A 2,331-nucleotide genomic window follows, 5' to 3' on the forward strand; every position below is an offset into this window, starting at 1 on the left:
CGCCCGTGACACGGACTCGATGTGGATTCCGGCCCCGCGAGTACCCGGCGGCGCACGTTCTCACCAGCAGATTTCCGCTCGCCACGAGGGGCGCGCCGCCGGGCGGCCCTCGCGGCGGCAAACGTGACTTTTGTCAGTGCTCCAGCTGACTCCACTCACGGCCACTTGATGACAGCGCTCACTGGGTTGAGCCTGCGCCGCCGACCAGGCTTATCGGTGACAACACAAGTCGAACGGACCGCAATCAGCAGGAGGAACGATGACACACAGGCAGCGGCTATCGATGACCGTCGTAGCAGTGCTCGCGGCGCTGGGACTCAGCTTCACCGGTGCGGGTATGGCCAGTGCCGCCCCGAGCGCCCAGGCGGCCGCACCGCCCGTGACCGCCCTCGCCACACCGATCACCGGCACGGCCGAGAACGGCGGCTCCTTCGCCGGCACCTTCACCCCGTCACGGTTCTCGTCGCAGAACGGCGACCTGGTGGCCACGGGCGTGCTGACCGGGACGGTCACGGACTCGTCCGGCGCCACCGTCGGCACCGTCACCCGCACCGTCAACGCGCCCGTGGCGGTCGCCGCCGCGACGTGCCGGGTGCTGGACCTGGTTCTCGGGCCCCTGCACCTCGACCTGCTCGGCCTGGTGGTCGACCTGAACCAGGTGCACCTGGTGATCACCGCGGTGCAAGCGCCCGGCAACCTGCTCGGCAACCTGCTGTGCGCGATCACCCATCTGCTCGACGGCAACCCCACCGCGGGTGGACTGGCCGCGCTCCTCAACGCCATCCTCGCCCTGCTCGGTCGGGGCTGACCCGCTCAACTCTGACCGGTAACGCCGACGCAGCCGCACGCCGCCACGTGCGGCTGCGTCGCCGTCCTGAAGGTCGCCGTGACGAGGTCGCCGTCACCGGGTCGCCGCCTGCAACCAGCCCGCACCCTCGGCAAGGCGAACCGCCTCGAGGCGGTTGCGGGCGCCGGTCTTGCGGAGGATCGCCGAGATGTAGTTGCGCACCGTGCCGGTACTCAGGTGCAGCTCGGCGGCGACCTCCGTGGACGGCACCCCGGAGGCGGCCATGCTCAACACGTTGAGCTCGCGTGCCGACAGCGGACTGCGCGGTGCCGCCACCATCGCCACGGCCAGGCTCGCGTCGATGACCCGCTCACCGCGGACCAGCCGGCGGATCCCGCTGACCAGCTCCCCCGGGGCGGCCTGGGTGCCGATGACCCCGCCGACGCCCAAGTCCAGCACTCGGTTGAGCAGGCCGGATTCGTTCGGACCGGCCAGCACGAGGATGGAGCAGCCGGGCCGCTCCGCGGTGAGCCGAGCGGCTCCGGCCAGGCCATCGCCGGCCAGAAGGGCGATGTTGACCACGACCACGTCCACCGGCACCGCGCGGGCCATGTCCAGTGCTTGATCGAGGGCGCCCAGGTCGGCGACCACCTCGAGGTCCTCTTCCTGGGACAACGTCGCGGCCAGGGCGCCGCGGAACAGACTGATGGGTTCGACGAGCAGAATGCGGTTCACGATGGCCTCCCAGCCAGGGTCAAAGCTTCGGTGCGGCCGAACTGGTGCCGGCCGGTTTCCGGATCCCTGCGGGAGTCGGTTCAGCTGGGAGGACCCGCGTAGCGGACGGTGCGCCCGCGGGTGATGAGATCGGTGGCCAGGTGACGGCCGGTGACCGCCGTCTCGGGCCGCCACGACGACGAGACGACGCCCATCGAGGGCGCATTGCCGCCGCCGGAGTCACGTGCCTGTCCGGTGGATGTCGAGCGATCGGCCGGCTGCCGCGCCGGCGCCGGCCGGGCAGGATCCGCCATCGGCTTGATCACGCCGGACAGCGCGGGGTCAGGGGCCATCGTTTGTGGGAACGGGCACGCAGGCACGGCCGCAGGCGTCATGACCGCCTCGTACGGCGGCACCTGCCATTGGCTCGGCAGCAAGCCGGACAGCAAGCCCGGCAGCTGGCGTGAAGCCGAAAATGGGATCTGCGGCAGACCGGACAGTTGCGACAAACTGGGCAGCTGCGACAGAATGGGCGGCTGGGGCAGATGCGGCACCTGCGGCAAGGAGGACAGCAGCGGCAATGCCGGAAGTCGCGGCAACGAGGACAGTCGCGGCAGATCGGGGATTGCCACTCTCGTGAGCTCACCCACAGAGGGAAGGCGGACAGGACTCGGCTTGATGTGACGCGCAACCGCCGTCCGCGTTGCCGTGGCCCTGGCGGCATCTCGGCCCGCATCTGACAACCGCTGACGGAGCTCCGACGGCCGTACCCGTGTCCGCTGGACGGTGTCGCCCACCCGGGCGCTCGACGCCTTGGCCTTGCTTGATTT

3 protein-coding genes are annotated in these 2,331 nt (G+C 70.4%); 1 reads left to right on the forward strand and 2 read right to left on the reverse strand.

Translation table 11 applies throughout. The features are described from left to right. The first annotated feature begins 283 nt into the window (after positions 1-283). Positions 284-808, forward strand: coding sequence for a hypothetical protein (locus tag AB0M20_RS38850; RefSeq protein WP_364305976.1), 525 nt, complete (start codon positions 284-286; stop codon positions 806-808). 93 nt (positions 809-901) lie between these two features. On the opposite strand, the gene AB0M20_RS38855 is transcribed toward AB0M20_RS38850, so the two are convergent. Together AB0M20_RS38855 and AB0M20_RS38860 are read right to left on the reverse strand one after the other, a co-directional pair. Next, positions 902-1,522 (reverse strand): response regulator transcription factor, encoded by a 621-nt coding sequence (locus tag AB0M20_RS38855; RefSeq protein ID WP_364305978.1) that lies wholly within the window; start codon positions 1,520-1,522, stop codon positions 902-904. An 80-nt stretch (positions 1,523-1,602) separates the two neighbouring features. Then, complete coding sequence (locus AB0M20_RS38860) at positions 1,603-2,133, reverse strand: hypothetical protein (RefSeq protein ID WP_364305979.1); 531 nt, start codon at positions 2,131-2,133, stop codon at positions 1,603-1,605. Positions 2,134-2,331: the final 198 nt, after the last annotated feature.

Source organism: Actinoplanes sp. NPDC051633, from assembly GCF_040681735.1.
Lineage (GTDB): Bacteria > Actinomycetota > Actinomycetes > Mycobacteriales > Micromonosporaceae > Actinoplanes.